At 62.4% G+C, this 25241-nt stretch carries 24 protein-coding genes and 1 other RNA gene; 19 read left to right on the top strand and 6 right to left on the bottom strand.

What is annotated here, in order from left to right; all coding sequences use genetic code 11:
• Position 1: 1 nt before the first annotated feature.
• The 4 genes from KUD11_RS10710 (at position 2) to KUD11_RS10695 (ending at position 4641) form a co-directional block, all read left to right on the top strand.
• Complete coding sequence (locus tag KUD11_RS10710) at positions 2 to 946, top strand: ABC transporter permease (protein ID WP_109384710.1); 945 nt, start codon at positions 2 to 4, stop codon at positions 944 to 946.
• Entirely contained in the window at positions 946 to 2220 is a 1275-nt protein-coding gene (locus KUD11_RS10705) for an amidohydrolase family protein (RefSeq protein WP_109384711.1), read from the top strand. The genes KUD11_RS10710 and KUD11_RS10705 overlap by 1 nt, the downstream gene beginning before the upstream one ends.
• Before the next feature lie 115 nt (positions 2221 to 2335).
• Positions 2336 to 3709 carry an L-serine ammonia-lyase gene (locus KUD11_RS10700; RefSeq protein ID WP_109384712.1) on the top strand — a complete coding sequence of 458 codons (1374 nt, stop codon included), beginning with the start codon at positions 2336 to 2338 and terminating at the stop codon, positions 3707 to 3709.
• Positions 3709 to 4641, top strand: coding sequence for a DMT family transporter (locus KUD11_RS10695; RefSeq protein ID WP_109384713.1), 933 nt, complete (start codon positions 3709 to 3711; stop codon positions 4639 to 4641). The genes KUD11_RS10700 and KUD11_RS10695 overlap by 1 nt, the downstream gene beginning before the upstream one ends.
• A 16-nt stretch (positions 4642 to 4657) precedes the next feature.
• Here KUD11_RS10695 and KUD11_RS10690 read toward each other — a convergent pair whose 3' ends face one another.
• Positions 4658 to 5338: a thiamine diphosphokinase gene (locus tag KUD11_RS10690; RefSeq protein ID WP_318010149.1), complete on the bottom strand. Its 681-nt coding sequence runs from the start codon at positions 5336 to 5338 to the stop codon at positions 4658 to 4660.
• Positions 5339 to 5472: 134 nt separating this feature from the next.
• Here KUD11_RS10690 and KUD11_RS10685 point away from each other — a divergent pair, with 134 nt between their 5' ends.
• The 9 genes from KUD11_RS10685 to KUD11_RS10645 all read left to right on the top strand — a co-directional run bounded on the left by KUD11_RS10685 (position 5473) and on the right by KUD11_RS10645 (position 13961).
• Positions 5473 to 7803 carry a hypothetical protein gene (locus KUD11_RS10685; protein WP_109384715.1) on the top strand — a complete coding sequence of 777 codons (2331 nt, stop codon included), beginning with the start codon at positions 5473 to 5475 and terminating at the stop codon, positions 7801 to 7803.
• A gap of 59 nt (positions 7804 to 7862) precedes the next feature.
• Positions 7863 to 8214: a transfer-messenger RNA gene (gene ssrA / locus KUD11_RS10680) on the top strand.
• A gap of 130 nt (positions 8215 to 8344) precedes the next feature.
• Entirely contained in the window at positions 8345 to 9589 is a 1245-nt protein-coding gene (chrA, locus tag KUD11_RS10675) for a chromate efflux transporter (protein WP_109384716.1), read from the top strand.
• A 60-nt stretch (positions 9590 to 9649) separates the two neighbouring features.
• Positions 9650 to 10096 carry an SspB family protein gene (locus KUD11_RS10670; RefSeq protein ID WP_109384717.1) on the top strand — a complete coding sequence of 149 codons (447 nt, stop codon included), beginning with the start codon at positions 9650 to 9652 and terminating at the stop codon, positions 10094 to 10096.
• A gap of 64 nt (positions 10097 to 10160) precedes the next feature.
• Positions 10161 to 11552, top strand: coding sequence for a class II fumarate hydratase (fumC, locus tag KUD11_RS10665; RefSeq protein WP_109384718.1), 1392 nt, complete (start codon positions 10161 to 10163; stop codon positions 11550 to 11552).
• Positions 11549 to 11725 (top strand): DUF4169 family protein, encoded by a 177-nt coding sequence (locus KUD11_RS10660; RefSeq protein WP_109384719.1) that lies wholly within the window; start codon positions 11549 to 11551, stop codon positions 11723 to 11725. The genes fumC and KUD11_RS10660 overlap by 4 nt, the downstream gene beginning before the upstream one ends.
• Positions 11722 to 11970 (top strand): ribbon-helix-helix domain-containing protein, encoded by a 249-nt coding sequence (locus tag KUD11_RS10655; RefSeq protein WP_109384720.1) that lies wholly within the window; start codon positions 11722 to 11724, stop codon positions 11968 to 11970. The genes KUD11_RS10660 and KUD11_RS10655 overlap by 4 nt, the downstream gene beginning before the upstream one ends.
• Positions 11971 to 12020: 50 nt before the next feature.
• Positions 12021 to 12467, top strand: coding sequence for a GNAT family N-acetyltransferase (locus tag KUD11_RS10650; RefSeq protein WP_109384721.1), 447 nt, complete (start codon positions 12021 to 12023; stop codon positions 12465 to 12467).
• 81 nt (positions 12468 to 12548) lie between these two features.
• Entirely contained in the window at positions 12549 to 13961 is a 1413-nt protein-coding gene (locus tag KUD11_RS10645) for a protein adenylyltransferase SelO (RefSeq protein WP_109384722.1), read from the top strand.
• Between the two features lie 48 nt (positions 13962 to 14009).
• On the opposite strand, the gene KUD11_RS10640 is transcribed toward KUD11_RS10645, so the two are convergent.
• Positions 14010 to 15341 carry a DEAD/DEAH box helicase gene (locus tag KUD11_RS10640; protein WP_224380204.1) on the bottom strand — a complete coding sequence of 444 codons (1332 nt, stop codon included), beginning with the start codon at positions 15339 to 15341 and terminating at the stop codon, positions 14010 to 14012.
• A gap of 366 nt (positions 15342 to 15707) precedes the next feature.
• Here KUD11_RS10640 and KUD11_RS10635 point away from each other — a divergent pair, with 366 nt between their 5' ends.
• Complete coding sequence (locus KUD11_RS10635) at positions 15708 to 16133, top strand: Fur family transcriptional regulator (protein WP_109384723.1); 426 nt, start codon at positions 15708 to 15710, stop codon at positions 16131 to 16133.
• On the opposite strand, the gene KUD11_RS10630 is transcribed toward KUD11_RS10635, so the two are convergent.
• Together KUD11_RS10630 and dksA are read right to left on the bottom strand one after the other, a co-directional pair.
• Complete coding sequence (locus KUD11_RS10630; protein WP_109384724.1) at positions 16108 to 17241, bottom strand: FAD-dependent monooxygenase; 1134 nt, start codon at positions 17239 to 17241, stop codon at positions 16108 to 16110. The two genes, KUD11_RS10635 and KUD11_RS10630, sit on opposite strands and share 26 nt — an antisense overlap.
• A 69-nt stretch (positions 17242 to 17310) precedes the next feature.
• Positions 17311 to 17733: an RNA polymerase-binding protein DksA gene (dksA, locus tag KUD11_RS10625; RefSeq protein ID WP_109387947.1), complete on the bottom strand. Its 423-nt coding sequence runs from the start codon at positions 17731 to 17733 to the stop codon at positions 17311 to 17313.
• Positions 17734 to 17928: 195 nt separating this feature from the next.
• Between dksA and KUD11_RS10620 the strand changes: the two genes are divergently transcribed.
• The 4 genes from KUD11_RS10620 (at position 17929) to KUD11_RS10605 (ending at position 21791) form a co-directional block, all read left to right on the top strand.
• On the top strand, positions 17929 to 18768 hold the full coding sequence (locus KUD11_RS10620; protein WP_109384725.1) for an AAA family ATPase: 840 nt from the start codon (positions 17929 to 17931) through the stop codon (positions 18766 to 18768).
• Between the two features lie 290 nt (positions 18769 to 19058).
• A complete protein-coding gene (locus tag KUD11_RS10615; RefSeq protein WP_109384726.1) occupies positions 19059 to 20426 on the top strand; it encodes a DUF2927 domain-containing protein in 1368 nt (455 codons plus the stop codon).
• 3 nt (positions 20427 to 20429) lie between these two features.
• The gene (locus KUD11_RS10610; protein WP_181375265.1) at positions 20430 to 20603 is read left to right on the top strand and encodes a hypothetical protein; all 174 of its coding nucleotides are present in this window, start codon (positions 20430 to 20432) and stop codon (positions 20601 to 20603) included.
• Positions 20604 to 20606: 3 nt separating this feature from the next.
• On the top strand, positions 20607 to 21791 hold the full coding sequence (locus KUD11_RS10605; protein WP_109384727.1) for a vWA domain-containing protein: 1185 nt from the start codon (positions 20607 to 20609) through the stop codon (positions 21789 to 21791).
• Positions 21792 to 21797: 6 nt separating this feature from the next.
• Here KUD11_RS10605 and KUD11_RS10600 read toward each other — a convergent pair whose 3' ends face one another.
• Both KUD11_RS10600 and KUD11_RS10595 read right to left on the bottom strand, forming a co-directional pair.
• On the bottom strand, positions 21798 to 22538 hold the full coding sequence (locus KUD11_RS10600) for a maleate cis-trans isomerase family protein (RefSeq protein ID WP_109384728.1): 741 nt from the start codon (positions 22536 to 22538) through the stop codon (positions 21798 to 21800).
• On the bottom strand, positions 22538 to 23662 hold the full coding sequence (locus tag KUD11_RS10595; RefSeq protein ID WP_109384729.1) for an anhydro-N-acetylmuramic acid kinase: 1125 nt from the start codon (positions 23660 to 23662) through the stop codon (positions 22538 to 22540). Before KUD11_RS10595 ends, KUD11_RS10600 begins: the two co-directional genes overlap by 1 nt.
• A gap of 124 nt (positions 23663 to 23786) precedes the next feature.
• Between KUD11_RS10595 and tyrS the strand changes: the two genes are divergently transcribed.
• Positions 23787 to 25040 carry a tyrosine--tRNA ligase gene (tyrS, locus tag KUD11_RS10590; RefSeq protein WP_109387949.1) on the top strand — a complete coding sequence of 418 codons (1254 nt, stop codon included), beginning with the start codon at positions 23787 to 23789 and terminating at the stop codon, positions 25038 to 25040.
• Positions 25041 to 25241 lie beyond the last annotated feature (201 nt).

The following is a 25241-nucleotide window of genomic DNA, read 5'->3' as shown; positions in this document are numbered from 1 at the left end:
CATGGACATCATCGACATTCTCCTCTCAGCCAGCTTTTGGACCGCCGCGATCCGCATCGCGTCGCCGCTGATTTTCGCTGTGCTGGGCGAGCTGATCTGCGAGCGCGCGGGCGTGCTCAACCTCGGGATCGAGGGGATCATGGTCGCGGGCGCTTTCGCGGGCTGGATGGCGGTCTATAGCGGCACGGACCTCTGGACCGGGGTCGCTGTGGCCTTCGCCGTGGGGATGCTCTTCGGGTTGGTGCACAGCACGTTGACAGTGCCCTTCGGGCTGAGCCAGCATGTGGTGGGCTTGGGCGTTACGCTACTGGCCACGTCACTCACATATTTTGCGTATCGCCTCTTCCTGCCCGAGGTCACCAGCCCACCGAAAATCGAGGCGTTTCAGCCGCTTGAAATCCCGTTCCTATCGGATATTCCCATCATCGGCCCAGCGCTCTTCAACCAGACTCCGCTCACATACTTGGCGTTTATCAGCGTGGGCGTCGTGGCCTATATCCTCTACCGCACGCCTTTGGGGCTGGCGCTAAGGGCGGCGGGCGAGAACCCGGCGGCGGTGGCGGCACAGGGCCTGTCGGTGACAGCCATTCGCATGGGCGCGGTGATTGCCGGGTCGGGGCTGATGGCCGTGGGCGGGGCATTCCTGACCATGTCGGCCTTTGACAGTTTCTTCTTCGAGATGGTGAACGGGCGCGGCTGGATTTGTATCGCCCTCGTGGTCTTTGGCGCGTGGCGGCCCGGCAAGGCGCTCTTGGGCGCGATACTCTTTGCCGCCTTTGACGCACTGCAAATCCGGGTGCAGCAGACGGAGGTGGGCGCGGATATCCCCTATCAGATATTCCTGATGATGCCTTACATCCTCAGCATCCTCGCCCTCATCGTGATGTCGCGCCGGGCCGAGGTGCCAGCGGCCCTGATGGTGCCATTCAACAAAGGAGAGCGGTGATGTTCGATCTGATCGTCAAGGGCGGCACCCTGCCCGATGGGCACGTGGCCGATATCGGGATCAAAGCCGGCAAGATCACAGCGATTGGCACGCTGGACGCCGAGGCGGGCGAGGTGATCGATGCCACCGGCGATCTCGTCAGCCCGCCCTTCGTGGACCCGCATTTTCATCTTGATGCCACGCTGAGCTACGGCCAGCCCCGCATCAACGCCTCGGGTACATTGCTAGAGGGGATCGGCCTCTGGGGCGAGCTGAAGCAGGTGATGACCCAGGACGAAATGATCGCCCGCGCGCTGGACTATTGCGATTGGGCCGCGAGCATGGGCCTCTTAGCGATCCGCAGCCATGTGGACACGTGTGACGATAGCCTCAAGGGCGTAGAGGCGATGCTGGAGGTGCGGCGACAGGTCAAAGACTATATCGACCTGCAGCTCGTGGCCTTCCCCCAAGACGGGTTCTACCGCGACCCCACCGCGCGCGACAACACGATCCGCGCGCTGGATATGGGCGTGGATGTGGTCGGCGGCATCCCGCATTTCGAGCGGACAATGGCGGATGGTGCGGCGTCCGTGCGCGAGCTATGCGAGATGGCCGCCCAGCGCGGGCTGCGCGTGGACATGCATTGCGACGAGACGGACGACCCGATGAGCCGCCATATCGAGACGCTGATCTTTGAGGCCCAGCGCCTTGGCCTTGAGGGCCGCGTGGCGGGCAGTCACCTCACATCCATGCATTCGATGGACAATTACTATGTCTCGAAACTGCTCCCTTTGATGGCCGAGGCCGAGGTTGCCGCAATCCCCAACCCCCTGATCAACATCATGATCCAAGGGCGGCACGATACCTTCCCCAAGCGGCGCGGCATGACCCGCGTGAAGGAGATGCAAGCCCATGGCATCACCGTGGGCTTTGGGCAGGATTGCGTGCGCGATCCGTGGTATCCGCTGGGCACGGGCGATATGCTCGACGTGGCCTTCATGGGCCTGCACGTGGCGCAGATGAGCAGCCCCGCCGAGATGCGCGAGTGCTATGAGATGGTCACGACCCGCAGCGCCAAGATCATGGGGCTGGAGGGATACGGGCTTGAGGTTGGTTGTGAGGCCTCTCTGGTAGTGATTGATGCGGGCGACCCGGTAGAGGCCCTGCGCCTGCGCGCCGCCCGGCTTTGCGTGATCGCCAAGGGCCGCGTGATTGCCCGCACCCCGCGCGGCGATGCCAGCCTGACCCTTCCCGGCAGGCCCACCACTATACGGCGGCGTCACAATGTCGGTTGAGGGCGCAAATCGTCTCTGATACGGCGCGCTCTGTCGTTTCCGGATAGCCCTCTGGCCTATGGATGCGCTAAAGCTCAATCGCCGCACTCAGCGGGTATCAAGGGAGGCGCCCTCAATGTTTCTGTCTGTGTTTGAGATGTTCAAAGTGGGTATTGGCCCGTCGTCGTCGCACACGATGGGGCCTATGGTCGCCGCCTCCATGTTTCTGGACAAAATGCGCGGCGCACCGTTTCAATATGCGGGTATCCGCGGCTCGCTGCATGGCAGCCTTGCGTTTACAGGCGTGGGCCATGCGACGGACCGCGCGACGATCCTCGGCCTTGCGGGGTTCCTGCCCGAGACATATGACGCAGAAAAGGCCGAAGCCGCACTGGCCGATATCCACGCGACGCATACCCTGCGCCCCGAAGGCCTGCCGGAGCTGGCCTTTCACCCCAAGGACGATCTGGTGTTCGATTTTGGTCCCAACCTCCCCGGCCACGCCAACGGTATGGTCCTGATGGCCACGGATGCGCAGGGCGACGTGATCTTGCAGGAGACCTATTACTCCATCGGCGGCGGCTTCGTGATGACCGAGGCAGAGCTTGCCGCCGGGCGCAACACCGATGAGGGCGCGCCCGTCCCCTACCCGTTCAAATCCGCCGCCGAGATGCTGGAGATGGCCCAAAGCTCGGGCAAATCCATCGCCGCGATGAAGCGCGCCAATGAGGTGTCGCGCAAGGCCGAGGTGGATATGACCACGGGCGTCAAACGCATCTGGCAGGTGATGGATGATTGTATCGAGCGCGGCATGGTCACCGATGGAATCCTGCCCGGCGGCCTGAAGGTCAAACGCCGCGCCAAGGGCATCCGCGACGCGCTGATCGCAGAGCGCGGCACCAACCTCAGCGCACCGCACAAGATCAATGACTGGATGAGCACCTATGCCATGGCCGTCAATGAGGAGAACGCGGCGGGCGGTCAGGTGGTCACAGCCCCCACCAACGGTGCGGCAGGCGTGGTGCCTGCGGTGATCAAATACTGGCTGGAGCATGTGCCCGGCGCGTCCGAGGCGCAGGTGGAGGAATTTCTGCTCACCGCTGCCGCCATTGGGGGGCTGGTGAAATACAACGCCTCCATCTCGGGCGCCGAGGCCGGGTGTCAGGCCGAAGTGGGCAGCGCCGCCGCCATGGGGGCCGCTGGCCTCTGCGCCGTTCTGGGCGGCACGCCCGAGCAGATTGAAAACGCCGCCGAGATCGCGCTGGAGCATCACCTCGGCATGACCTGCGACCCGGTTGCGGGCCTTGTCCAAGTGCCCTGCATTGAGCGCAACGGGCTGGGCGCGATCAAGGCCGTCTCGGCGGCAAGCCTCGCGCTGCGCGGCGATGGTACGCATCTTGTCCCGCTTGATGCCTGTATCGAGACGATGCGCCAGACGGGCGCGGATATGATGGACAAATACAAAGAGACGTCGCTTGGCGGGCTCGCTGTGAACGTGCCGAACTGCTGATGAAAGGCCTGCCAAAAGCCGAGCGGCCCACACTCGGCATATTGCTGATGGTGGGGTTTGCCCTCACCGCGCCGCTGATGGACAGCTTCGCCAAAATGATCGGCGATGCGCTGGCCGTGGGCCAGGTGGCGGCAACCCGATTTGCGGTTCAGGCCGCTTTGCTGCTGCCGCTGGCCATCGCCATGGGATGCCTGCACAGGCCATTGCGCGCCGAGATGGGCCTGCACCTCATTCGCGCGGCGCTCATTCTCACCGCCACCGGATTTTTCTTCTACGCTTTGCGCTACATGCCAATCGCAGATGCTATCGCGATCTTCTTTGTGGAGCCGTTCATCCTGACCCTTCTGGGGGCGCTCCTGCTGGGGGAGGCAATCGGGGCGCGGCGCATCCTTGCCTGCACCGTGGGCTTTGTGGGCGCGCTTTTGATCATTCAGCCCACATTCGTGGATGTGGGCCTTGTCGCGCTGGCGCCTCTGGTGACGGCCCTGCTCTTTGCCTTCTACATGATCCTGACCCGTAAGATGGCGCAGCGCATGCACCCCATAACCTTGCAAACCTATACCAGCCTTGCCGCACTGGTGATCGCCGTGCCCCTCCTTACGATCTTCAACAATACCGGCGTGACCGAGCTTGACCCAAGCTGGCCTGCCGCCCGCGAGCTATGGTTACTCTTAGGCGTCGGCGTGGTCGCCACGCTCAGCCATATCTGCATCAGCTACGCGCTCAGCTTCGCCCCCGCCTCCACCATCGCGCCCATCCACTACCTTGAGATTGTCAGCGCCACCGCACTGGGCTTTTGGATCTTCGGGGACCTGCCTGATGGGCTGAGCATTATTGGCATCGCGCTCATTGTGGGCTCAGGCTTTTACGTTTTCCTGCGCGAACGCAAAATGGAACTGGCGATAGAGCGCCGCGTCCCCCCGCAGCCCTGATCTGATCACTGCGCCGTCACCGGCCCCAATTCGGCGCGGCCAGAAGCGACGCCACCACCATCTCCAGATGCTCGGGCGCCACCATCACCAGCATTTTCGGCGCGGTCATGCTAAGAAAAACAGGCCCCAGCGCCCTGTTAGATGTGCTGATCTGACGGTCGGGCGCAAAGTTCAGCCCCTGAATGGGCCACTCAAGCCCATCCGACACGCCCTCAACCGCGCCCAGCGGAAAAAGCGACACACGCGCCCCCTCGGGCAGATCGAGCCGCAAACTGGGCGGTGCGAGAAAGATCAGATCGTCACTGCCCAAAAGCACACAGCGCTGATGCGCCGCCCGCACCAGCGCATTACACGCGGCCATCTGATGATCCATCCGCCCGCCTGCAAAGCCCACCCCGAGGATAAGGGGCGCTTTGATCCGCGCGAGGCATTTCTCAAAATCCGTGCTGTCTTGCTCGGGGATATGATGCAGGTTTTCAGCGGGCACGGCGGCGCGCACATCCTCAGATATCGAATCGAAATCGCCGATCACCGCCCGCACATCAACCCCGTGGGTTAACGCCAACTGCGCGCCGCCATCCGCCGCCACCGCCACGGGGGCGATCCCCATCGCCGCGTGCAATTGCTCTTGCGTCGCCGCACCGCCACCCAGCAGCGTGATTGGTCCCAAATCCTGCACAATCATTTTCAAATTCACTATATTATCCCAGATTTGTGAAACAGATCACAATCTCGCCATGAAATGATACGTTAATCTTCTCAGATTCGGGCCGGTTTGAACGCGCCCCCCATGGTAAACCGCCCATTGCAGGCAACGAAAGTGAGCATGTTATGGTGAATTCGAGTAAAATTCTGACGGTCTCGTATGGCACGTTTTCGTGCACCCTTGAAGGGTTCGACGATTCGTTCGACACGATGAAGGCGATTGCGGAGTATTTCCGTGATCTGGCCGCCGACGACCGTTATTTCGGCGCAGAGCCACCGACACCCGATGCAGACATGCTGGCCAAGATCGCAGGCCGCGAGATTTCGCGCCGCGTGGAGGCACATGATCAAGACGGCCGTATCCACTTGCGCGCCAGCGATGCAGCGGCATCGCCCGCCACCGCGCCTGCCCCACAGTCCGCCCCGGTGGCAACGACGCCCCCTGCCGCGTTGCCTGCGCAGGGCGCGGCAGAGGTCCGCTCTGAGGCCACTGTGACCAACGGCATAAATAACGCTGATGAAGCACCCAAACGCGCCGCCCCCCAAGGCGAGGCGGAAAGCGTGGCCGACAAGCTGCGCCGCATCCGCGCCGTGGCCAGCCCGTCAGGCGGATTCGATGCGCGCTATACCGAGGACGAGCACGCCCAAGATTTCTTGAGAAGCGCACAGGATGATATCGCGGCCGCGCTGGACGCTGATGATGTAGAAGAAGATGCGGCCCGTTTGGCCGAGGCTGAAAGCACCGAACAAGCGGAGCGCGAGGAGGCCCAGCGCGCAGCTGAGGCCGCCGCCAAAGCCGAAGAAGACCGTGCCGCCCTTGAGGCCGCGCGTGAGGCAGAGGCCGCGCGTGAGGCGGAGGCCCAAGCGGCAGCAGAAGCCAAAGCGGCCGAAAAGGCCGAGGCTGAGCGTGCAGCGGAAGCAGAGCGTCAAGCCGAGGCCGCTGAGCAAGCGGAGGCGGAGCGTGCAGCAGACGCGAAAGCCGAGGCAGACCACGCCGCCGAGGCCAAACGCCAAGCAGAGCTTGAAGCGCAGGCCGAAGCCGACGCAGAACAAGCCCGCGCCGAGGCCGCCACTCGCGAAGCCGAAGCACACGCCACCGCGCAAGAAAACACAGACGTCGAAGACGACATGCTGGCCCGCTTGAGCGCAGCGGACAACGGCCCGATTGAAACCGCTAAGGATGACGATGACATCGACGCAGACGCCGCGCCCCGCGCAGATGATACTCTGGCGCAGCTTAAGGCGGATGCCATCGGCAATGACGCCGAGACAGCCCCTACTGAGGACGCATCAGAGGTCCGCCCCCTCGCCGCGCGTATGATCAAGGTGAAACGCGCCGATCTCGACGCAGCCCTTGGCGGGACAGACAGCGCCGCAAACAACGCCACAGACGGTGCCTCCCTCTCGCCCGAGGAAGAGGCCGATCTGCAACGCGAATTGGCAGAGGTCGAAGCGGAGCTGAACGCGTCCCGCGCCGCAAAGTCAGAGCCTGAGGCGGCAGAAATGCCAGCCGAGGAGATCGTAGAGGGCACGTCCGAGGATGTGGCAGATGATGTGGCCGACGCCCTCGCCGATCTTGACGACACCCCCGCCGAGGCCAGCAAAGACCTTACGGATGAGATCGACGACGCGCCGGAAGATGCGCCCCAAGATGCAGCCGAAGACGCCGCCACGGAGAAGCCCGCCCCTGACGCCAAAAGCGCTGTGCTCGGCGCAATTGGGTCCGATGCGCAAACCTCGCGGATCTTCGATGAGACCGACAGCCAGTTGCAAGAGCCCGAATCAAACGAACGGCGCAATGCCATTCAACACCTGCGCGCCGCCGTGGCCGCCACCAAGGCCGAGCGCAGCGCGGGCGGAGCCATGGCGCAAGACGTGGACGATCAGCCTTACCGGCTCGATCTTGAAAACGCCGTGCGCCCCCGTCGCCCGCGCGTATCAGTCACAGCCACGCCCAGCCCCGAACGGCCAGCCGCCCCACGCCCCGCGCCTCTGAAGCTGGTGGCCGAGCAACGTGTCGACACCGATGCGGCCCCCATACGGCCTCGCCGGGTTGTGCGCGCGCGTCCCGCCGAGGCTCCTCTGGCCGAAGCGTCCGAGATACGGAAAGACACCTCGGACATGACCCCACAGCGCCCACAGACCGAACCAAAGCCTGAGCAGATGAATGCTTCCGCCACCGATCACAGCTTTGCTGATTTTGCCGACGCGCAAGGGGCCAAATCCCTGCCCGAGCTTTTGGAAGCCGCCGCCGCCTATATGGCCGATGTGGAAGGCATGCCGCAATTCTCGCGCCCGATGCTGATGCAAAAGCTGCGTGAGATGGAGGCGGGCGACTTTTCCCGCGAAGAGGGGCTGCGCTCGTTCGGGCAGCTTCTGCGCGAGGGAAAGCTGCAAAAGCTCAAAGGCGGGCGGTTCGCCGTGACCGATGAGACGGATTTCCGCCGCGCTGGTTAATCATCGCGCCCCAAGATGACCAAAACCCCCGCCCTTACCCGGCGGGGGGTTTTGCGTGCCCCCTTTGCAAACCGAACAGCACCGCCTATATTCAAAATGTTCCTTCGGGGACTATGGACATAAACGCGCTCGTAATACGCGGATCGGACCCGGGGGCGGTACCCGGCGACTCCACCAACACCCGTTCATTTGGCGGCGGAGGGGGTCGAAATAGGATCGACGAACGTCTAAAGGGGTTATGCTTTGTTTCGGCTGGGTGCCACCGTATCGGCCCAAAAAGTACAATTGCAAATGACAATCGTGCTCCAGTTGCGATGGCCGCGTAAGCGGTTTCAGCGACTGAAACTTAAGCCCTTGCGCCTAGCCGCGTAAGGCGGGGTTCGCAGGCACCTGGCAACAGAAGCCTGCACTTTACCCCCATATTTTTATGATTTCCGCACCGATGCCTCTTGGCGCGCGCGCCGTGTCATGAAATCGTCAAACCCCTGAGCCAAGGTGAGCCACCACAAAGCGCGCGCCACCGCGTATAAGGGAGTGAGCGATGGACATGCCGCTGAGCGATTTCCTGCGCAGCTTCGCGCGTATCGGTCTTCTCTCCTTCGGTGGGCCCGCCGCGCAGATATCCCTCATGCATAGCGAGCTGGTGGAGCACCGTGGATGGATGAGTGAGCCGCAGTTTCTGGGTGCGTTGTCCTTCTGCATGCTCCTGCCGGGACCCGAGGCAATGCAACTGGCCACCTATGCCGGGTGGAAGCTGCGCGGCACGGTGGGCGGGTTGATCGCCGGGCTTTTCTTCGTGCTGCCCGGTGCGGCGGTCATCCTCGCGCTCGCGCTCGCTTATATCGCGCTTGGGCAAGTGCCGCTGGTTCAAGCCGTCTTTCTGGGGATCAAGGCGGCGGTGGTTATCATCGTGATCAAGGCGCTTTGGAGCCTCAGCCAGAAGGCGCTGAAAGGGGCCGCGCATTGGGCGCTTGCCGCACTGGGTTTTGCCGCGATCTTCTTCGCGGGGCTGCCCTTCCCGCTGATCATTGCGCTGGCCGCTCTTTATGGCGCGCTGAGCGCCGGGGCAGCACCAGGCGATGCGGCGCCACTGCCACGGGGCCAGTTTGGCCGCTCTGCCAAGGGCGCGGTGATCTTTGCAGTGCTGTGGGCGCTGCCCGTGCTGGCCGTCTGGGCCTCGGGTGCAGAGTTCCTTACGGAAATCGCGCTCTTCTTCAGCAAACTGGCCGTGGTGACATTTGGCGGCGCCTACGCCGTTCTCGCTTATATGACACAGGCCGTGGTGGAGACACATGGCTGGCTCAGCACCGCACAGATGATCGACGCGCTGGGGCTTGCGGAAACCACCCCCGGCCCGCTCATTCTGGTGACGCAGTTCGTGGCGCTTCTGGCGGGCTATTACGAGGGCGGGCTTGGGCTGGCCCTTGCGGCGGGCGCGCTCACACTTTGGGTGACGTTTCTGCCCTGTTTTCTATGGATATTCGCCGGTGCACCCTATCTGGAGTGGCTTCTGGCGCAGCCCCGGCTCAAAGGCGCGCTGGCCGCGATTTCCGCCTCTGTGGTGGGCGTGATCCTGAACCTGTCGCTGTGGTTCGCGCTTCATGTCCTCTTTGGCGAGGTGGGCGAGACGGCTTTTGGCCCCCGTCCCGTCTGGTCCAGTTTCTCCCTCCCCGCCGCAGCCCTCACCGCGTTGGCGGGCGTGCTCATGCTGGGCCTGCGGGTGCCAATGCTGCCCGCATTGGGGCTTATGGCGGCGGCAGGCGGAGTGCTGGGCATGGCCCTCTGACAGCGCTTTGCTTTTGCCCCGAATCCCCTATGATGAGGGAGACCAAGCCGGGGGGCGCACATGTCCGATAGAATTGACTATGGCAACCTGATGCACCGCGCCATGCGGAGCCTGATCCAAGAGGTGCTGGAAGATGTGCAGGAAAACGGCCTGCCAGGCGCGCATCATTTCTTCATCACATTCGACACGACGCACCCGGACGCAAAGCTCGCGGATTGGCTGCGCGAACGCTATCCCAGCGAGATGACCGTGGTGATGCAGCATTGGTATGACAATCTTGAGGTCACGGACAAAGGCTTCTCCGTTTCACTCAATTTTGGCGACGCGCCCGAAGCGCTTGTGGTGCCATATGACGCGATCCTGACCTTCGTAGACCCCTCGGTCGAATTTGGGCTGCGCTTCGAGACGCCGGAGGAGGAGGACGAAGAAGACGAGGACGCGCCATCCCCCGACGACAGCTCTACCAAGCAGGCAGAGGTGGTCAGCCTCGATACCTTCCGCAAGTAAGCCGCGATTGAACTTTCCGCGCCATAGGATAAGGAAGGGGCAAACCGCATAGGAGAGCCCGCCCATGACCGCCACCCGCACTGAAACCGATAGTTTTGGCCCTCTTGAGGTCCCCGCAGACAAGTATTGGGGCGCGCAAACGCAACGCTCGATCCTGAATTTCCCCATCGGGTGGGAAAAACAGCCCGTGGCCATTGTTCGCGCGCTTGGCGTGATCAAACAGGCCTGCGCTGAGGCGAATGTGACGCTGGGCAAGCTGGACACGGCGCGCGGAGAAGCAATTATCGAGGCCGCATCCGAGGTTGTCGCGGGCAAGCTCGACGACAATTTCCCGCTGGTGGTGTGGCAGACCGGGTCGGGCACGCAATCCAACATGAACGCCAATGAGGTGATCGCCAACCGCGCGATTGAGATCATGGGCGGCGTGATCGGCTCCAAGGACCCGGTGCATCCCAACGACCATTGCAATATGGGGCAATCGTCCAACGACACCTTCCCTACGGCGATGCATATCTCGACCGCGATGATGGCGCGCGACATGCTGCTGCCGGGCCTGCGCAAGCTTCATGCGTCACTTGAAGAAAAGATCGCAAGTTTCGATGGAATAATAAAAATTGGCCGCACCCACACTCAAGACGCGACCCCTCTGACGCTGAGTCAGGAATTTTCGGGCTATGCCCATCAGGTCGCCATGGGGATCAAGCGGGTCGAGACCTCGCTTGAAGGCATCTATGAGCTGGCCCAAGGCGGCACAGCCGTGGGCACCGGCCTCAACACAAACCCCGGTTGGGACGTGATGGTGGCCCAGAACATGGCCAAGATCACCGGCCTGCCCTTCGTCACCGCCCCCAACAAGTTTGAGGCGCTGGCCGCCCATGACGCGATGGTGGAAATCTCCGGATCGCTGAAAACCGTGGCCGGGTCGCTCTTCAAGATCGCAAACGATATCCGCCTGCTCGGCTCCGGCCCGCGCTGCGGCCTGGGCGAGCTGATCCTGCCCGAAAACGAGCCGGGCAGCTCGATCATGCCCGGCAAGGTGAACCCCACTCAATGCGAGGCGCTGACCCAAGTCTGCGCGCATGTTATGGGCAATGATGCCGCCGTGGGCTTTGCCGGCTCTCAGGGGCATTTTGAGCTGAACGTCTACAAACCTATGATGGCCTATAACGTGCTGCAATCCATGCAGCTTCTGGGCGATGCGGCGGGTACGTTCACCGATAATCTCATGGCCGGGCTCGACGCGGACCGCACACGGATCGACAAGCTGATGCGCGAATCGCTGATGCTTGTCACGGCGCTCGCGCCCGAAATTGGCTATGATAACGCGACAAAAGTGGCCAAGACGGCCCATAAGAACGGCACCACATTGCGCGAAGAGGCGATTGCCTTGGGCTTTGTGGATGGCGAAACATTCGACCGCGTTGTGCGGCCCGAGAACATGGTAGGACCAAAATGAGCGCCCCAGTGAACATGAACAAGGCCAAGAAAGAGCGCAACCGCGCCTCCCGCCGGGCCCGCGCGGATGAAAATGCCGTGGCCTTTGGCCAGACCAAGAGCCAGAAAGAACTGCTCAAGGCCAAGGCAGCGCAGATCGCCAAAAATCTGGACGCTAAAAAACGCGAGACATGAGCAGGCGGCCTGTCAAACATTCGCTCACCCTCAAGGGGCATCGTACCTCGGTGTCGCTTGAGGCAGAGTTTTGGCAGGCCTTTCGCGAGATTGCAGCGTCAAAAGATACGGCGATCAACGTGCTGGCCGCAGAAATTGACGCGGACCGAGGCACAGATATGGGGCTCGCTTCGGCCATCCGGCTCTATGTGTTACGCCACTACCGGCGCCCGTCCACCGGCGCGGCCCTGTCCGGTGGACAATGAAGCCTGCACACGCCATGGTCCGCCAATACGCCAGATAGGGTGGGACAGTTATGACCGCGATGACACTTGGCAAACCTGAAGATATCGACCGGCTTTTGCCATTGATTGCGGCGTTCCACACCGAAGAGGGCATTGATCTGAGCGATGCTGCACGGCGCGCGGCTGTGCTGCCTTTGCTGGAGGGATCACCGCATGGGGCGATCTATGTGATCGGGCCATCGCGCGCGCCGATTGGGTATGCCTGCGTCAGTTTTGGCTGGTCGCTGGAATATGGCGGGCTCGACGGGATTTTGGACGAGATCTATATCCGGCCCGGCGTGCGCGGACGCGGGATCGGGCTGGAAGTGCTGCGCGGGCTGCCCAAGGCGCTTGGCGCGGCGGGCATGAAGGCGATCCATTTGGAAGTGCGCGGCGATAACGCCAAGGCACGCGCGCTTTACGAGGCGCTACATTTTGAGCTGCGCGAGGGCTATGGCCTGATGTCTCGCGTGCTTTGAACATGCCACGTATGTTCTGAAAGACGAAAGCGCAGACCTCTGCGCCTTTTTATTTGCGAAGCGCAGGCTTAGGTTAACCCCATGATGATCAAATTTGACAATAGCTACGCCCGCCTGCCCGAAGGCTTCTACACACGGATCGCCCCGCGCGCCGTGGCCGCACCTGCGCTTTTGGCGTTCAACACCGGCCTTGCCGAAGAGTTGGGGCTGAGCCTTGATTACGCCGCCATGGCCCCGGTGTTTGCGGGCAGCGAGCTGCCTGATGGGGCCGAGCCGATTGCGCAGGTCTATGCGGGGCACCAATTTGGCGGCTTCTCCCCACAGCTCGGTGATGGGCGGGCAGTCCTGCTGGGCGAGGTCATAGACCCCGCTGGGCATCGGCGCGATATTCAGCTCAAGGGCTCCGGCCCTACCCCCTATAGCCGCAATGGCGATGGGCGCGCGTGGCTGGGCCCCGTGCTGCGTGAATATGTCGTCAGCGAGGCAATGCACGCGCTTGGCGTGCCCACCACCCGCGCGCTGGCCGCCGCCCTGACGGGCGAGCCGATCTACCGTCAGGAAGGGGCCGTGCCCGGCGCGGTTCTGACCCGCGTTGCGTCAAGCCATATCCGCGTCGGCACGTTTCAGTATTTCGCCGCGCGCCGCGATGTGGAGGCGCTCCACGCACTTTATGACTACACTGCCGCGCGCCATTACCCGGACGCAAACGGCCCGGCGGATTTCTTGCGCGCGGTCTGCGCCGCGCAGGCCGAATTGGTGGCCCATTGGATGTCGCTCGGCTTCATCCACGGGGTGATGAACACAGACAACACGGCCCTTTCGGGCGAGACAATTGATTACGGCCCCTGCGCCTTCATGGATGTCTATCACCCGGTCACGGTCTTCAGTTCAATCGACGCGCAGGGGCGTTATGCCTATGATAATCAGGCACATGTGATCGTCTGGAATATGGCGCAGCTGGCCACATCGCTTGTGCCGCTGATGCCAGACAGGGACGCCGCGATTGAGGAGTTTACCGCGATCATTCACGCCATGCCTGCGCTGGTGGATGCCGCATGGCTGCGCCGGATGGGTGCCAAGATCGGCCTCAAAGAGGCCACGGAGGCAGACAAGCCGCTCATTGAGGGGCTGCTCGAACGGATGCAGGCGGGGCGCGCGGATTTTACCAACACATTCCGCGCGCTCACCGAAGGGGCTGCGCGGGATCAGTTTCTGGACCCTGCCGCCTTTGATCAATGGGAGCCGGAGTGGCGCGCGCGAATCGAACGCGAGGCAGACCCGTCAGCCCTGATGCAGGCCTCCAACCCTTGGGTCATCCCCCGCAACCACCGGATCGAAGAGATGATCCTGGCCGCGCGCGAGGGAGATTTCGCCCCCTTCGAGCGGCTTCTTAGCGTGCTCTCCAAGCCCTTTGAGGCGCAGCCGGGCGTGGAGGATTTACGCCGCCCGCCCGAGCCCTCGGAAGTGGTGCAACAAACCTTCTGCGGCACATGAAAAAGGCGGGGAACACCCCGCCTGATCCGTCACTGTAACATTCGCAGATTACGCGGCCTTAGCACCAGAGCGTCCACCGCCGCCACCGCGCCGACGCCGGTTGCCACCACCGCCACCGGGGCCGGCGCCTTGGGATTGGCCACCGCCGCCCCCTTGGCCGCCACCACCTTTGCCACCGCGCCCGCGTCGATTGCCGCCACCGCCGCCCGGACCACGGCCCTTGGGCTTGGCCGTAGGATCAGGCAGATCGGCCCAGGGCCGCCCCGAAACAACGGGGATGCTGGTGCCCAGAACCTTCTGGATGTCTTTCAATTCGCCCATCTCATCGGGGCTGCAAAATGCGATAGCCGCGCCATCCTTGCCCGCGCGGGCCGTGCGACCAATGCGGTGGACGTAATTCTCGGGCACGTTGGGCAGATCGAAGTTGTAGACATGTTTCACATCCGGAATATCGAGACCGCGTGCCGCCACATCCGTGGCCACAAGCACCTTCACCTGACCATCGCGGAATGCTTTGAGCGCACGGTCACGCTGTCCTTGGCTTTTGTTGCCATGGATCGCGGCCACGGAGAAGCCAGCACTTTCAAGCTTGCGGGCCAGCTTGTCCGAGCCATGCTTCGTGCGCCCAAAGACCAGTGCAAGCTCATCCTTGTGCTTGGCCAGAAGCTCAATCAGCAAGTTTGGCTTTTCCGCCTTGGCGATGAAATGCACGGCTTGCGTGACCTTGTCGGCAGCCTTGCCCGGAGGGGCGACCTGCACGCGCTTGGGATGGGTGAGATAGCTCGCGGCGATCTCTTCCATCTGTTTGGGCATGGTGGCCGAAAAAAGCATCGTCTGACGCTCTTTTGGCAGCATCCCGGCAATCTTGCGCAGCGCGTGGATAAAGCCCAGATCGAGCATCTGATCCGCCTCATCCAACACCAGAAACTTCGCCTCATCAAGGCGCAGCGCCCGGCGATCCAGCAGGTCCAGCAAGCGGCCCGGCGTGGCCACGAGGATATGCGTGCCCTTCTCAAGGCGCTTGATCTGCACGTTGATCGATTGCCCACCGACCACCACACCGATCTTCATCGGCGTGTCGCGCACCAAAGGCAAAAGCGTGTCGCGGATCTGTCCTGCCAATTCGCGCGTGGGCGCGAGGATCAGGCTACCAACCATCTTGGGGCCGGGGCGTGTGTCTTCTTCCATCATACGCGCAATCAGTGGCAAACCAAACGCCGCCGTCTTGCCCGTGCCGGTCTGGGCAAGGCCCATCACGTCATGCCCGTTGAGCGCGTGCGGAATCGCGTGGCTCTGGATCGGGGTTGGCTCGGAGATGCCTTGCGCGGCCAGCTTGCGGACCAAACCGCTGGGCAGGCCCATTTCTTCAAACAAATTCAAATCGTTTCCTTTATCGGCGCCGGGCAAACTGCACGCAGCACCAGTCTCAAAGGGCTCAAAGCCTTGCACCTCATGCGCAGGGCCGCCCTCGTCGTGGTTCCGCCAACGGCCCTGACGCGCCGGACGAATGCCCGGCCGCCGTCCCGGCGGCATGCCCCACGCGTGATTTTGGGAACAAACGCTGCCTGTCCGGGGGGGCTGTCTGCCCGAAGGGCGGCCAGCATGCTCACGCGGCGGGACAGATGCGCGTGATGTGCATATGCGGGTGCGGCGTGGATAAGTCAAGCACGGAGGCGGTCAAAAGCGGTGGAATCTACGCCGCTCAGGCGGTATCACCTAAGCGAGGTTCCGCAAACGAGACACGCCATGACCGACAGCATCATCCGCCGCGCAGCCGACATGGGCCTGCGCATGACCGAGCAACGGCGCATCATTGCGGCCGTGCTGGAGGCGGCAGACGATCACCCCGATGTCGATGAGCTTTACGCCCGCGCCGTGGCGCATGACCCGCGGATTTCTCTGGCGACGGTCTATCGCACGGTGAAGCTCTTTGAGGCATCGGGCCTTTTGGAGAAGGTTGATTTCGGCGATGGACGCGCGCGCTATGAAGATGCGGAGCGCGCGCATCACGACCACCTGATTGATCTGGAGACAGGTGCCGTGATCGAGTTTTGTGACCCCGAGATTGAGGCGCTTCAGGAAAAAATCGCGGCCAAGCTGGGCTATAAGCTCAAAGGCCATAAGATGGAGCTTTACGGCGAGCCGATCAGCAAAGCTGCGCGCCGTTCGTGACATCCTCGCCGTAGAGCCAGTCGAACTGCCGCATCATCCGCATCGGCGCCAGCGCCCCACCCAGCCGCAGCGCAGTATGCGCGGCAAGGCGCAGGGGCGGAAAGCTGAGGTGGTATTTCCACGCATTGCCGCTGGCCGCCTCAATGACGCGCGTGGCGCGGGGACGGCGGCGCGCGGTATAGGTGACGAGCGCCTCGGGCAGATCCTGCACGGCGAGCGCATCGGCCAGAACCCACGCATCTTCCAGCGCCATGGACGCGCCCTGCGCCAAAAAAGGCAGCGTGGGATGGGCCGCATCCCCCAACAGGGCAAACCGCCCCTGCCCCCAGATTTTGGCCACGGGATGCCGGAAAAGCCCCCATTGGCTTACAGCATTCACGGCACCGAGCATCTCCTGCGCATCCGCCCCGAAATCCGCGAACCGCGCCCGCAGATTATCCGCGTCGCCTGCATGGCTCCAGCTCTCAGTGGTCCACTCCGCCTGCTCTTCCACCGCCACAAGGTTCATCAGCGTACCACCGCGCAGCGGGTAGCTGACCAGATGCCGACGCGGGGCCATGTGCACGCGAGCCTCCCCGCCACGGCGGCCGTCATGCGGGATGAGGGCGCGCCACGCCACTTGGCCTGTGAAAAACGGCGCCTCGGGGCCGTTGAGGCCGGGCCGTAGTACGGAATGGAGCCCATCGGCCCCAATCACCAGATCGCCCTCGCACTCCCCCGGTTCACTGACCCGCGCGCCCGTGCGGATCGTCACCCCCGCCGCCTCGGCGCCCGCGCGCAAAATCTCGATCAGGTCGGCGCGGTGAATGAACCAATACTCCCGGCTCTCAAGCCGCGTGAGGTCCAGTCGCACCACCGGCCCGCGCCGGTAATCATGTAGCGCCACAGCCTCGCCCTGCACCGCCCCCGCCCGCAGCGCATCACCCAGCCCGAGACCGCGCAGAACAGCGAACCCGTTGGGGCTGATCTGCAACCCTGCGCCAACCTCGCCGATGGCCTCCGCCTGCTCCAGCACCGTCACGCGCGCGCCGCGCAACGCACAGGCCCGCGCCACGGCGAGACCGCCGATACCGCCGCCAATCACAGTGATGTTTGATGCCGCTTTCATACACCCACTTTCAAACGAAAAACGCCGGAGCGAAAGCCCCGGCGCTTGAATACGTGATCCTGATATAAATCAATCGTCGCGGTGGACTTTTTCGCGGCGCTCATGCCGCTCCTGCGCCTCAAGGCTCATGGTCGCAATGGGCCGCGCGTCAAGACGCTTGAGGCTGATCGGCTCCCCCGTCACATCGCAATACCCAAACTCGCCCTCTTCAATCCGGCGCAGGGCCTGATCAATCTTGGCCACCAGCTTGCGCTGACGGTCGCGGGTCCGCAGCTCAAGCGCGCGGTCAGTCTCTTCGCTGGCGCGGTCCGCCACATCCGGGATCGCCCGTGTGCCGTCTTGCAAACCCTCGATTGTATCGCGGCTTCCCGCCAAGAGGTCTTCACGCCAATCCACGAGTTTGCGGCGGAAATACTCCAGCTGCCGCTCGTTCATGAATGGCTCATCTTCCACTGGGCTATAGTCTTTTGGCAGGAAAACTTCGGCTTTCATGCGTTTATCCTCAATGGGTTCAAGGTTGGTCTGGATATCGGGTTGAGACATAATTCTCCCCTTCATTTGGGCCGAAATACTGCACCGCGCGGCATTTGTCACTATCGAAATAGCGCGCGGTTTTGTCTTTTGACCGCGACACCGCGCTGGGGTATCACGCAGCCTGATGAGACGCGAAACAAAGGGGCGTGAGCCATGAAATTTGAAGGCACGGACGCATATGTGGCCACGGACGATCTGACCATCGCGGTCAATGCCGCCGTCACGCTGGAGCGGCCCCTTCTGGTCAAGGGCGAGCCGGGCACCGGCAAAACCGAGCTGGCTCGGCAGATCGCGGGCGCGCTTGGGATGCAAATGATCGAGTGGAACATCAAATCCACCACCCGCGCACAACAAGGTCTCTATGAATATGACGCCGTAAGCCGCCTGCGCGACAGCCAGCTTGGCGATGCGCGGGTCGAAGATGTGTCGAACTATATCCGCGCCGGCAAGCTTTGGCAGGCCTTTGCGTCGGAGGAGAAATGCGTGCTTTTGATCGACGAGATCGACAAGGCCGATATCGAATTTCCCAACGATCTGCTGCAAGAGCTCGATAAGATGGAGTTTCACGTCTACGAGACGGGCGAGACGATCCGCGCCACCAAACGCCCCATCGTGATCATCACATCCAACAACGAAAAAGAGTTGCCCGACGCGTTCCTGCGCCGCTGCTTTTTCCACTACATCCGCTTCCCCGACATGGACACGATGCGCAAGATCGTGGAGGTACACCACCCCGGCATCAAGGACGCGCTTTTGACCACGGCTCTCACCCAATTCTACGAGATTCGCGAGCAGCAAGGGCTGAAGAAGAAACCCTCAACCTCAGAAGTTCTGGATTGGCTCAAGCTTCTGCTGGCAGAAGATCTGAGCCCGGAGGACCTTAAATCCAAGGGCGCGGACGCGCTACCTAAGCTGCATGGCGCGCTTTTGAAAAACGAACAAGACGTGCATCTTTTTGAGCGTTTGGCCTTTATGGCGCGGCGCGGCCGCTAAGAAATCACAAGAGCTATGCAGCGAAAAAACCGTCAATGGCTAAGGTTTAGGCGTGACCCGACGCATTTTCTCTGCTTCATAAACTTTGCCCCATTTTTGCCTTAAATGCTCCTTACTGACGTCGGGATGAGGCGCAATTCTACTCCTGAACCTGCTGGTTATGGGATTCGGTGTAATTTTGTCTGCAAGGGACGGCAGGTATCAACGCTCCAATCTCCGCTGGCAGAGCGCACCCCCCCGGCCACTCTGGCATGGGGGTTTTTCACGAGTGCTCAAGGATTGGGAAACAGATGCGTCGAATGATCTTGCCGATTTGCCTCATGCTGGGGGCGTGTATGCCCGGCACATCCGGAGAGATCACATCGCGCGCCGCGACTGGCGATGTCAGCGTGATGCCCCCGATGAAATCCTTCTCCGTGCCGCGCCCTGCCGCGCCGCAACGCTCCAACGTGGATCTCGCGCGCGACTTTATCGATCTAAGTATGCAACTCGAATCCGGTCGCCAGCTTGCGGTTCTGTCGCGGTTTGAGACGCCGATCACCGTGCGTGTCACCGGCGCACCGCCCGCGACCCTCCTGCCCGACCTCAACCGCCTGTTGCACCGTATGCGCAATGAGGCCGGCATCAATATCCGGCAGGTGCAGGGTCAGGCCGCCAACATCACCATTGAGGCGGTCAGCCGCGCCGATATCCGCCGTCATTTGCCGCAGGCTGCGTGTTTCGTCGTGCCCAACATCTCAAATCTCGCCGAATACCGTCAGGCCCGCCGCGCACGTCTGACAAGCTGGAGCGCGTTGGAGACCCGCAAGCGCATTGCCATTTTTGTGCCCAATGATACCAGCCCCCAAGAGGTGCGTGATTGCCTGCACGAGGAGCTGGCACAGGCCGTGGGCCCGCTCAACGATCTCTATCGCCTCTCGGACAGCGTCTTCAATGACGACAATGTTCACACCGTCCTCACCGGCTTTGACATGCTGATGCTGCGCGCCTTCTACGCACCAGAGCTGCGCTCGGGCATGTCTCGCAGGCAGGTGGCCGAGCGTATCCCCGGCATCCTGCGTCGGCTCAATCCCGCAGGCGAGAACATCGCGCCCCGCCACCCCACCACGACACCGCGCGCATGGATCAGGGCGATCCAGACCGCGCTTGGACCGGGCGCTGGCCCCATGCAACGCCGTCAGGCAGCCGAAACCGCGCTCGATATCGCCGAGACTGTCGGTTGGACCGATCACCGCCGCGCGTTCTCGCATTATGCCATCGGACGGCTCAGCCAGAACACCGATCCCGAATATGCGCAGAACCAGTTTGCCGCCGCCGATGCCTATTACCGCCGCACCCCCGGCACCGAAATGCACCGCGCCCACACCGCGGCACAACTCGCCGCCTATGCCATTTCGCGCGGGAACGGTGAAGACGCCCTGACGCTGCTCGGTCCGCAGATTTCTGTGGCTGAAACCCACGAGAACGCTGCCCTTTTGGCGCAGCTTATGATGCTGCGTGCCGAGGCGCTGGAGCTTACGGGACGCGTGGCCGAAGCACGCTCCGTCCGGCTGGACAGCCTTGGCTGGGCACGGTACGGATATGGCGCGGATTGGGCCGTGCGTGCAAAGCTGCGCGAGGTCTCGGCCCTGAACCCGCTCAAAGGTCCAAACGGGTGATACATGATTATTCTGATAGCGGCGCTGGCTGGCGCAGCACTTGGGGCCTTTCAGGCCCGCCGTCGTAAGGGGCGCGTCGCAGACATTATCCAATACGCAGTGGTTTACGCGATGATCTTCGCGGTGGGCGCGCTCTTTGTCACATTGCTGATCGACCGCCAGATGCGCTTTGGGTAGGCGATGTTCCTACCGTTCTTTGAGAGCCTCCGCGCCGCCCGTGTCCCGGTCTCCTTGCGCGAATACCTGACCTTTCTTGAGGCGGTCGGCGCGGGCCTTGTGACCTATGACATTGAAGGCTTCTACTATCTCGCGCGCAGCGCGATGGTGAAGGACGAGCGCCATATCGACCGCTTCGACCGTGCCTTCGCCGCCGCCTTCTCCGGGCTTGAGGCGATCAGCGCTGATGAGGTACTGGACGCCGTCGACCTGCCCGCAGAGTGGCTGGAAAAGCTTGCCGAGAAGCACCTCAGCCCCGAGGAAAAAGCCGAGATCGAAGCCCTTGGCGGGTTCGACAAGCTGATGGAGACCCTCAAGGAACGCCTCAAGGAGCAGCAGGGCCGCCACCAGGGGGGCAGCAAATGGATCGGCACGGCAGGCACCTCGCCGTTTGGAGCCTATGGATACAACCCCGAAGGCGTGCGAATCGGGCAGGACGAGAGCCGCCACCAACGCGCGGTCAAGGTCTGGGACAAGCGCGAGTTCCGCAACCTTGATGACGGGGTGGAAATCGGCACGCGCAACATCAAAGTGGCGCTCAAGCGCCTGCGCCAATGGGTGCGCGACAGCGCCCATGAGGAGCTTGATCTGGATGGCACGATCCGCGCCACCGCCGAGCAGGGCTATCTTGACGTGCAAACCCGGCCCGAGCGGCGCAACGCGGCGCGGGTCCTTCTTTTCCTCGATGTGGGCGGCTCGATGGACCCGCATATCAAAGTGGTGGAGGAGCTTTTTTCCGCCGCGCGCTCCGAGTTCAAGCATCTGGAGTATTACTATTTCCACAATTGCCTCTATGAGGGCGTGTGGCGCGACAATACCCGCCGCTGGGACGCGCAAACCCCGACCGATGAGGTCCTGCGCACTTACGGCCCCGAATACAAATGCATCTTCGTCGGAGACGCAGCCATGTCGCCCTATGAGGTCGCCTTTGCGGGCGGCGCGAACGAGCATTGGAACCCGGAAGCGGGTCAAGTCTGGCTGGAGCGTGCCCGCGCACAATGGCCCGCCAACCTCTGGATCAACCCGGTGCCCGAGCGCCAATGGGACTATACACAATCCACCCATATGATCCGCGAGATCTTTGAGAACCAGATGGTGCCGATGACGCTCGAAGGGCTGGACCGGGGTATGAAAACCCTCGTCCGGTGAGGCCCATCAGAGGGTGAAAAGCCGCCCCGGACCCCAGCCCTGCGCCCGAGCGCCCGACACCTTGAGCAGATGCCACAGCAACGCCTGATTGGAACTGACGACTGGCAGGCCCGTCTCGGCCTCAACGCCGTCGATGATGGAAAACGTCTGCAAATTCGTGCAGCTGGCAAAGATCGCCTCGGCCCCCGCCGCCTGTCCGGCCTCTGCCGCGCCGAGCATCGCCGCGCGGGTGGAGGCCGGATCAATCCGCGCCACGCGCCAATCATTGCCCTCAGAAAAGCTGATCTCGGAGACCACGTCGATGCCGCTGCGCCCCAAGAGCGCGCGCATCGGGGCCGTCACGCTGGGCACATAGGGCGTGACCATCGCGATTTTTACGGCCCCGAGCGCATGCAACGCCGCCACCACCGCGCGGATCGGGTCCGTCACAGCCGCCTTGGGATGCGCGCGCGCCACCAACCCCGCCACCGCGTCTGAGCCTATGACCGTGGCCCCAGAGGTGCAGCCATAGCCCACAGCATCCAACCCCTCGGGCAAAAGCGCTGCCGTCTTTGGCATCTCATTCGCCATCGCGGCCAGTGTCTCGGGGGTGACGTCATGCGCATTGGGTATGCGCGTATGAAAAAGCGCTGCATCGCGCCCGGCCAGAACCTGCCACGCCTCAAATTCAAGCGTCTCGTCGGTTTGCAGCACGATGAGGCCAAGCCGCACCCCGCCCGCCGCTCCTTGGTTAAGCGTGTATTCCATCACGCCTCCCTGACGCCCAGATCGGGCCGGCTAAGCGTGCCGCCAGACACCGCCGCCCGCACGCCTGTGGTGCCCGGACAGGACGTGGGCAACCCCCGCGCCACCCGCACGGCAAGGAACGCAAAGGCCTGTGCCTCCAGCATATCACCATCAAGCCCCACCGCCTCCACAGGCTCAACGGGGCAATCAAGAGCTGCGCGCAGCATCTCCATCAGCACCGGATTATGCCGCCCACCACCCGTGACCAGCATCCGTTCGGGCGGGCTTGGGCAATGCTCCATCGCCTGCAAGACGCCCGCCGCACTCATCGCGGTAAGAGTGGCGGCGGCATCCGCATCGCTCAGCTCGCGCACCAACTCAATCATGTCGGCAAACGCATCGCGATCCAGCGATTTGGGCGGTATCTTGCGAAAATAAGCCTCGTCGAGGAAAAGCTCCAAAGCCCCCTCGGCCACCACGCCTTTGCGGGCCAGTGCGCCGCCTTCGTCAAAAGGCACCCCGCGCCGCGCCATCATAAGATCATTGATCGGCGCATTGGCAGGCCCGGTGTCAAAGGCTAAAAGCGCGCCTTCGGCCTCGGGGCTGTCCTTGGCAGGGTCAATCCAAGTGATATTGCCCACCCCGCCCAGATTGAGAAACGCCAAGGGGGCTTTGGCCCCGATATGGCGCGCGCAGGCGAAATGATAAAACGGTGCCAGCGGCGCGCCCTGCCCACCAAGCTCCACATCCGCGCTGCGAAAATCCCATACAACCGGCAGGCTCAAAGCCTCCGCCAATGCCGCGCCATCTCCGATCTGATGCGTGCCGCGCCCACGCGGATCATGCGCGAGGGTCTGGCCGTGAAACCCGGCCAGTGCCGCACTTTCAAGCTGCGCCATCGCATCCAGATGCGCGCGCATCACGATATCTTCCGCAGCACCCAGATCCTCACCCGGCCATTTTCCCAAAGCGGCGCTCAGAACCCGCTGTTCGTCGGCGCTATAGGCCCGGTACTGCGATGCGCCAAAAGCAAATATATCATGGCCATCCGTCTCGATCAGTGCCGCGTCCACCCCATCAAGCGACGTGCCCGACATGGCACCCATCGCCCAGAGGCGCTCGCCCTTGCCTTTGGTCTTCTGCATGGTCTTCTGCGTGGCCTTTTCTGCGATGCGTGCCGCACTCGGCTTTATGGCCGTCAACATGGCCTTTTCCTTCGCCCATTACCCACCTATACATTGCCGCGCAAAAGCAAGCGGGACAAGCGCCATGACCTACCATCCGAAATCTGAGTTCCTGCGCATCATGATTGAGCGCAGCTTTCTTGCCGATTGCACTGATATGCAAGGGCTGGACGACGCGATGATGGCGGGGGTGGTGCCAACCTATATCGGCTATGACGCGACAGCGAAATCCCTGCATATCGGCCATTTGCTGAACATCATGATGCTGCGCTGGTTGCAAAAGAGCGGGCACAAGCCGATTACTTTGATGGGCGGCGGCACCACAAAGGTAGGCGATCCCAGTTTTCGCGCGGACGAGCGACCCCTGCTGACCCCGCAGGTGATAAACGAGAACATTGAAGGCATGCAGCAGGTCTTCGCGCGGTATCTGAGCTATGGCGACAATGCGACCGATGCGATGATGGTCAACAATGCCGAATGGCTTGACGGGCTGAATTACCTTGAGTTCCTGCGCGACATCGGGCGGCATTTCTCCGTCAACCGGATGCTGTCATTTGAATCCGTGAAATCGCGGCTGGACCGGGAGCAATCGCTGAGCTTTCTTGAGTTCAACTACATGATTTTGCAAGCTTATGACTTCATGGAGCTGAATCGGCGCTATGGGTGCATGTTGCAAATGGGCGGCTCGGATCAATGGGGCAATATCGTCAACGGGATCGACCTCACCCGCCGGGTGATCCATGGCGAAGTCTTTGGCCTGACCTCGCCGCTCCTGACCACATCGGACGGCAAGAAGATGGGCAAAAGCCAGGATGGCGCCGTGTGGCTGAATGGGGATATGTGCAGCCCCTATACGTTCTGGCAGTTTTGGCGGAACACGACAGATGCCGATACGGGCCGGTTTTTGAAGCTCTACACGGAGCTGCCCGTGGAGGAATGCGACCGGCTTGGGGCCCTCGGCGGAGCTGAGATAAACGCGTCCAAGGTTATTTTGGCCAATGAGGTGACGACCCTCTTGCACGGGCGCGCGGCGGCGGAGGCCGCAGAGGCCACGGCGCATGAGGTGTTCGAGAAGGGCGGCATTGGGGATGATTTGCCCACGCTGGAGTTGTCGGAGGCAGAGCTGTCCGACGGCATATCGATCGTGCAGATTCTGGTGCGCGCGGGGCTCGCCAAGTCGGGCAAAGAGGCCAAGCGGCTGATCGCAGAGCACGGCGCGCGGATGGATGATGTACCTTTGAGCGATGCGGGGTTGATGCTGACTGCGGCGGCCTTGGCCGAGCCTGTGAGGCTGAGCGCGGGCAAGAAGCGGCATGCTTTGGTGAAGCGCGCGGGCTGAGGAGGGTCTCCTTAGCTCCTATGAGATCACCCACGGGGGTGAGTATTTGGGCTAAGAAGATGGCCAGATTGGTTTTATCCAAAGGGCATTAACTTTGGGTATGTGGATAGGATCTCCAGCTTCTTGGACCTTCCGTCTCCTGCACAAGAGACCCAAATGGGTGCTTTTCGTCTTTTGGTGGAACCGGGACCATTGGGATGC

It is taken from the genome of Roseovarius carneus, assembly GCF_020141465.1.
GTDB lineage: Bacteria > Pseudomonadota > Alphaproteobacteria > Rhodobacterales > Rhodobacteraceae > Roseovarius > Roseovarius carneus.
Note: the sequence above shows the minus strand (reverse complement) of the source record. Positions and strands in the feature narration are given on the sequence as shown.

Coding starts and splice junctions, on each gene's coding strand:
- KUD11_RS10710 (WP_109384710.1), top strand. CDS start 2: ATGGACATCATCGACATTCTCCTCTCAGCCAGCTTTTGGACCGCCGCG.
- KUD11_RS10705 (WP_109384711.1), top strand. CDS start 946: ATGTTCGATCTGATCGTCAAGGGCGGCACCCTGCCCGATGGGCACGTG.
- KUD11_RS10700 (WP_109384712.1), top strand. CDS start 2,336: ATGTTTCTGTCTGTGTTTGAGATGTTCAAAGTGGGTATTGGCCCGTCG.
- KUD11_RS10695 (WP_109384713.1), top strand. CDS start 3,709: ATGAAAGGCCTGCCAAAAGCCGAGCGGCCCACACTCGGCATATTGCTG.
- KUD11_RS10685 (WP_109384715.1), top strand. CDS start 5,473: ATGGTGAATTCGAGTAAAATTCTGACGGTCTCGTATGGCACGTTTTCG.
- chrA (WP_109384716.1), top strand. CDS start 8,345: ATGGACATGCCGCTGAGCGATTTCCTGCGCAGCTTCGCGCGTATCGGT.
- KUD11_RS10670 (WP_109384717.1), top strand. CDS start 9,650: ATGTCCGATAGAATTGACTATGGCAACCTGATGCACCGCGCCATGCGG.
- fumC (WP_109384718.1), top strand. CDS start 10,161: ATGACCGCCACCCGCACTGAAACCGATAGTTTTGGCCCTCTTGAGGTC.
- KUD11_RS10660 (WP_109384719.1), top strand. CDS start 11,549: ATGAGCGCCCCAGTGAACATGAACAAGGCCAAGAAAGAGCGCAACCGC.
- KUD11_RS10655 (WP_109384720.1), top strand. CDS start 11,722: ATGAGCAGGCGGCCTGTCAAACATTCGCTCACCCTCAAGGGGCATCGT.
- KUD11_RS10650 (WP_109384721.1), top strand. CDS start 12,021: ATGACCGCGATGACACTTGGCAAACCTGAAGATATCGACCGGCTTTTG.
- KUD11_RS10645 (WP_109384722.1), top strand. CDS start 12,549: ATGATGATCAAATTTGACAATAGCTACGCCCGCCTGCCCGAAGGCTTC.
- KUD11_RS10635 (WP_109384723.1), top strand. CDS start 15,708: ATGACCGACAGCATCATCCGCCGCGCAGCCGACATGGGCCTGCGCATG.
- KUD11_RS10630 (WP_109384724.1), bottom strand. CDS start 17,241: ATGAAAGCGGCATCAAACATCACTGTGATTGGCGGCGGTATCGGCGGT.
- dksA (WP_109387947.1), bottom strand. CDS start 17,733: ATGAAAGCCGAAGTTTTCCTGCCAAAAGACTATAGCCCAGTGGAAGAT.
- KUD11_RS10620 (WP_109384725.1), top strand. CDS start 17,929: ATGAAATTTGAAGGCACGGACGCATATGTGGCCACGGACGATCTGACC.
- KUD11_RS10615 (WP_109384726.1), top strand. CDS start 19,059: ATGCGTCGAATGATCTTGCCGATTTGCCTCATGCTGGGGGCGTGTATG.
- KUD11_RS10610 (WP_181375265.1), top strand. CDS start 20,430: ATGATTATTCTGATAGCGGCGCTGGCTGGCGCAGCACTTGGGGCCTTT.
- KUD11_RS10605 (WP_109384727.1), top strand. CDS start 20,607: ATGTTCCTACCGTTCTTTGAGAGCCTCCGCGCCGCCCGTGTCCCGGTC.
- KUD11_RS10600 (WP_109384728.1), bottom strand. CDS start 22,538: ATGGAATACACGCTTAACCAAGGAGCGGCGGGCGGGGTGCGGCTTGGC.
- KUD11_RS10595 (WP_109384729.1), bottom strand. CDS start 23,662: ATGCAGAAGACCAAAGGCAAGGGCGAGCGCCTCTGGGCGATGGGTGCC.
- tyrS (WP_109387949.1), top strand. CDS start 23,787: ATGACCTACCATCCGAAATCTGAGTTCCTGCGCATCATGATTGAGCGC.